Below are 4,508 nucleotides of genomic sequence, written 5' to 3' on the forward strand. Positions count from 1 at the left end.
AACATGATCAAGTTGCATCATTGAATTCTATTCTTGATTTTGAAGAAGCAGCTAAAAATGAGCAAACAACCAGTGAATATGAACGTTGTAGCCCTACAATTTACACTAGATACACTAGTCTTAAATTGGAGCAGACTCGAACTATTGCAAGCTTTACTTATGATGGTGGTAATTGCCGTAGATACGGTTTTGCAATTTTAAGAAACTATGACGGACATGATTTCAAAGTGACTTTGGTTGATAGCAATGGAGATAGAGTTGCTGGCGGATATAGCGTAGCAGTTTCCACTTCTATCTTTAATGCAGGCACTTATTATTGGGAAGTTGAAAATAAAACAACAACTGGATCTACTTATGGTGGAATTACTTATGAAGTAAGATCTGGTGGCTAGTTAAACTTTCTATTAACGACTCAGCCCTATGAGTCGTTAATAGAAAACAATCTAAAATAAAAGCTTAAGTTTTATAAAATTATGTCGATAAAAGAAAACGACATATGAAAAAGGATTTTTATGAAAATCAGCACCAATCTACTACCTACTCTATTTGAAAGTAAAATATCTATTTTTACAAACAGTGATGATGAAGAAATAAAAAGCTTTTCTACTAAAACAAGCGAAAGTGGCTTAAAAATTAATATAAACACAACTCACCTTGATCCTAAAGTTAAAGAAAAAAAAGACAATAATGCTTTTGATTCATCATTAATTGAGGGAAGTGCATATGAAAAAGTATTTAAAAAAGAAGAGCTCAACTTTTCTAATATGAGTATAAAAGAACTTCATAGTATTGTTAAAAATGTGAATGAAATGGAACGAGAATACACACAAAAATACGATAGTGATGAACCAGTTAGATTAGGTAAGTCAGGAAACCCCATAATATCCAAAAAAAGAGAAGATATGAATAGTTTAGAGTCTAAACTTAGGATCCTTTCTTATGGTGGAGGGGATGTAGATCCTGATAAAAAAATTAATGTTATGGAGTATTTTTCTAATAGTTCAGAGAAATTAGATGGACTTGCTAAAGAATATCCTGAACGTCAGACTTATCAAGTAAGAGCCTCTTACATGAAAGAAATAATTAATACGTTTGATAAATTTATATCAGACGATACTTTTGATTTATATCAAGAAAAGGCTGCTTTATTGTTAACCGACAAAAAGAAAGTCGATGTTTTTATTTGAAAAAAGCCTAGAACATAGCAAAACAGCTAACAGCTTATTGAACACCATTTTGGTGGTTTATAACACACCGAAACGGCGTATATTACATACCCTGATAATTTCACCAATAATTACCTTTGTAAACAAGTAATTAAAACAGCTAGGAATTAAGCATGTTATTTTGCCCCAAAACGGCGTTTAATAATGTTATTGGACAAAATTAGATTTCTACTTAAAACACAGGAATAAATTTAACTTTTTCAGTGTCCGGTTATCGCTCAAAGCCGACCTATAGAATAATTGCTTTAACACGTTTTGGGGCAAAAGCTTGTTAGAACAAAAGGCAGACTGCGACAAATAGCATCGAAAAGTTTCGAACTTTATTGTCATGGTTTTAGTATTTATTGTCGAGTTTCATACTTTAATGTCCTCCGACAAATACAGCTGTAAACTCAGTCATCGTCAGATAGCAACAAGCTTATCTGTTTCACCCTCAATCGTGTCTAAATATGCCTGTAAATCAGCAGAGTTAGATATTACTTACTGGCCGCTTGATGAGAAGTGGGATGATCACGCTCTGCAACAAGCGTTCTTCAAAACAAAGCCTCGATTAAAAGGCACAAATGGAAGCTATTTATGATTACATATGCAGCCCTCAATTTGTTCATCGTTTAAAAGCTGTTGTAGATCATCAAGAACAAATGAAAGTTGAACTTGATAAAGAAAGAAACGCAATGCTGCGTATTCCGGTGATGGTGAACACCGATTCCGGTTTTATCGTGAACACTTAAATTCCACGCATTGGGTTCATGACATTTTTAACCTAAGTGTTCACGATGGTCAATTTTAGATTGAATTTTTCTCATAGACTCCCCCTTTAATTTTATCCGATGAGCATTGTGCATTAGTCGATCTAAAATGGCATCGGCTAAGGTATTATCGCCGATGGATTGATGCCATTCTTCGGTGGGTAATTGACTGATGATGGCGGTTGATGAACTGCCGTGCCTATCATCCATGATCTCCATTAAGTCATTTCGTTGTGCCGCTTTAAGTGGCTCAAGCCCCCAATCATCTAAAACGAGTAAGTCGATCTTAGCGAGTGACTGTAACATTCGACTGTAAGTGCCATCTGCTTTGGCTTGTGTCAGCGCAAGCATCAACCTTGAGAGTCGGTAATATTTAACGCTGTAGCCTTTCATGCATCCTGTATGCGCAAGCGCACAAGTGATATAGGTTTTACCGCTACCGCAAGGGCCTGTGATGAGTAAGTTTTGTGATTTATTCAGCCAATCACATTGCAGTAGCGATGCCATCATCGATTGATTGAGACCTCGCGGGTGATGATAATCTATGTCTCTGGCGTTAGCGGCTAATTTAAGTTTTGCCGCTTTAAGTAAGCGTTGTTGTTTTCGGCTCTCTCGGTCTTGGGCTTCACTGTCTGCTAGCAGTTGTAGTCGCTCATCGAAGGACAACCCTTCATAAGTACTTGGTTGTTCTATTTGGCTCACTAAGGCGTTGGCCATACCACTGAGTTTGAGTTGACGAAGCTGAGTTATCGTTTGTTCTAACATAGAATTTCCTTACCTTAATGGAAGCTTTTAGGACCACGGATATTTTCATGGGATTGTGGCAATAACGTCGACGGCTCTTCTTGCGTTCGCGGCAATTTATCTTGGTTGCTACTGAGTATGTCTTTGATATGTTTTAACCGATATAAACTGTATTGATTGGCTATCGCACAGGCGTTATTGAGCCGATCGGCGGGATAGCTTCTTGATAGGTTGAGTAAGCCTAAGCACACACGATACGCTTGTTCTTCATGTTGTTTCTGTGCCAATTGTGCTTTCACCCAGAGCAAAACGTCATCTCCAATATCTTTCGCCCAATTCATTAAACGCCCTGGTGACCATTTATGATGCTTCTCATGCTTTACAGGCATGTGCTCGGATGTGGTGGTCATGCCCGGATGATATTTTCTCGGGTGACTGGTGATGCGTTTATGCTTGAAATAAGCCTCAATCAAGTTGTCTTTGGCATGAAGTTCAAGCTTTTCACCCACCAAGTGATGGGGTACCGAGTAAAGATGGTTATCATACTGAACGTGATAATCAATATTCACTTTGACGTGTTTAATATCCGTGAATTGATAAGCTAGTTTGGGCATGGGCGCGAGGGCGGGTTTGTCGATTGACTCGAACCATGATTGTCGTGTCCCACTCAGTTGCTTAAAGGGCTTATTATTGACCTCAAGCAGTAAGGCTTTGATGCAATGGTTTAGCTCAGCTAATGAGAAAAAGGTTTGGTGTCGTAACTTGGCGAGTATCCAGCGTTCAATGATTTGCACGCCCACTTCGGCCTTGGCTTTATCTTGTGGTTTTCTGGGACGAGCAGGCACAATCACGGTGCCATAATGCGCGGCCAATTGCTGATAACTCGGGTTAACATCAGGGTCGTAGCGACACGCTTTACTGACACCACTGCGTAAATTATCGGGGATAACCATGTCAGGTATACCGCCGATAAATTCAAATGCTCGCACGTGACTGCCGATCCAGTCGGGTAGACTTTGGCTCCAGGTTGCTTCACAAAATGTATAATTTGATGCGCCCATCACCGCCACGAATATCTGGGCGAACTTCACTTCACCCGTCGCATTACAAACAATGGGCATCGTTTGACCCGCATAATCGACAAAGAGTTTTTCTCCTGCTTTATGCACTTGTCGCATCGAACGTTTTTGCTTTTTAAGCCAGGTCATGTAGCGATCGCAGAACTGAGAATAGCTGTAACAACGATTCGGATATTGCTGAGTATATTCTTCCCAGAGTAAGTTCTTGGTGACGCCTTTGCCCGTTAATTCTTTTCGAATGGCTGGCCAATCTGGCACTTCAAATCGCTGGGATGGCCGAGTGTCGGCGCGAGGATAGAACTGACTAGCAAGCACAGAATCATCAAGCTCGTCGGGCAGTGGCCAACTTAACGATAAAGCTCTGGCTTTAGTGAGTAGTTTTTGAATACCACCGACACTGATCTTAGTGCTGGCACTTATTTTTCTGACACTGAGTTGGGCAGCAAAATGTAGCCTCAACACTTCTCGAATTTTACGCATTGTGATCCTCTTAGTCGCCATATCCCTTCCTCAGTAATACAAAAAGGAAATAGCTTAACAAAGTAATTAATAATCAATGCGTTGAAATTGTACTGGTTTGGTGTGAACACCGATTCCGGAAAATCAGTCAAAAGTGTTCACGATAAAACCGGAATGAGCGTTCACGCTAAAACCAGAACGGGTGTTCACGATGGGCCGGAATCACTGTTCACGATGCTCCGGAATATGCA

Annotated in this window: 5 protein-coding genes and 1 pseudogene; 4 read left to right on the top strand and 2 right to left on the bottom strand. The window is 39.8% G+C overall.

The window, feature by feature from the left end; all coding sequences use genetic code 11:
- From L655_RS1000000127370 to L655_RS1000000127175, 4 genes and pseudogenes are all read left to right on the top strand, one after another.
- Positions 1 to 392: hypothetical protein (locus L655_RS1000000127370; protein WP_024604510.1), on the top strand; the 392-nt coding region annotated here is incomplete at its 5' end.
- 120 nt (positions 393 to 512) lie between these two features.
- The gene (locus tag L655_RS0106680; protein ID WP_024604511.1) at positions 513 to 1,187 is read left to right on the top strand and encodes a hypothetical protein; all 675 of its coding nucleotides are present in this window, start codon (positions 513 to 515) and stop codon (positions 1,185 to 1,187) included.
- Positions 1,188 to 1,554: 367 nt separating this feature from the next.
- Positions 1,555 to 1,785: pseudogene (locus L655_RS1000000126525) on the top strand (hypothetical protein); the annotation flags it as partial.
- A gap of 4 nt (positions 1,786 to 1,789) precedes the next feature.
- A complete protein-coding gene (locus L655_RS1000000127175; RefSeq protein ID WP_241764458.1) occupies positions 1,790 to 1,957 on the top strand; it encodes a hypothetical protein in 168 nt (55 codons plus the stop codon).
- Between the two features lie 27 nt (positions 1,958 to 1,984).
- On the opposite strand, the gene istB is transcribed toward L655_RS1000000127175, so the two are convergent.
- Together istB and istA are read right to left on the bottom strand one after the other, a co-directional pair.
- On the bottom strand, positions 1,985 to 2,740 hold the full coding sequence (gene istB, locus L655_RS0106690; RefSeq protein WP_024603886.1) for an IS21-like element helper ATPase IstB: 756 nt from the start codon (positions 2,738 to 2,740) through the stop codon (positions 1,985 to 1,987).
- A 14-nt stretch (positions 2,741 to 2,754) separates the two neighbouring features.
- Positions 2,755 to 4,299 (bottom strand): IS21 family transposase, encoded by a 1,545-nt coding sequence (gene istA, locus L655_RS0106695; RefSeq protein WP_024600838.1) that lies wholly within the window; start codon positions 4,297 to 4,299, stop codon positions 2,755 to 2,757.
- Between the last annotated feature and the right edge of the window lie 209 nt (positions 4,300 to 4,508).

It is taken from the genome of Pseudoalteromonas sp. TAE79 (assembly GCF_000498015.1).
Taxonomy (GTDB): Bacteria; Pseudomonadota; Gammaproteobacteria; order Enterobacterales; family Alteromonadaceae; genus Pseudoalteromonas.

What these genes read in the sequence shown, in the direction of transcription:
- istB (WP_024603886.1), bottom strand. Translation starts at nt 2,740, where the DNA reads ATGTTAGAACAAACGATAACTCAGCTTCGTCAACTCAAACTCAGTGGT.
- L655_RS1000000127175 (WP_241764458.1), top strand. Translation starts at nt 1,790, where the DNA reads ATGGAAGCTATTTATGATTACATATGCAGCCCTCAATTTGTTCATCGT.
- L655_RS0106680 (WP_024604511.1), top strand. Translation starts at nt 513, where the DNA reads ATGAAAATCAGCACCAATCTACTACCTACTCTATTTGAAAGTAAAATA.
- istA (WP_024600838.1), bottom strand. Translation starts at nt 4,299, where the DNA reads ATGGCGACTAAGAGGATCACAATGCGTAAAATTCGAGAAGTGTTGAGG.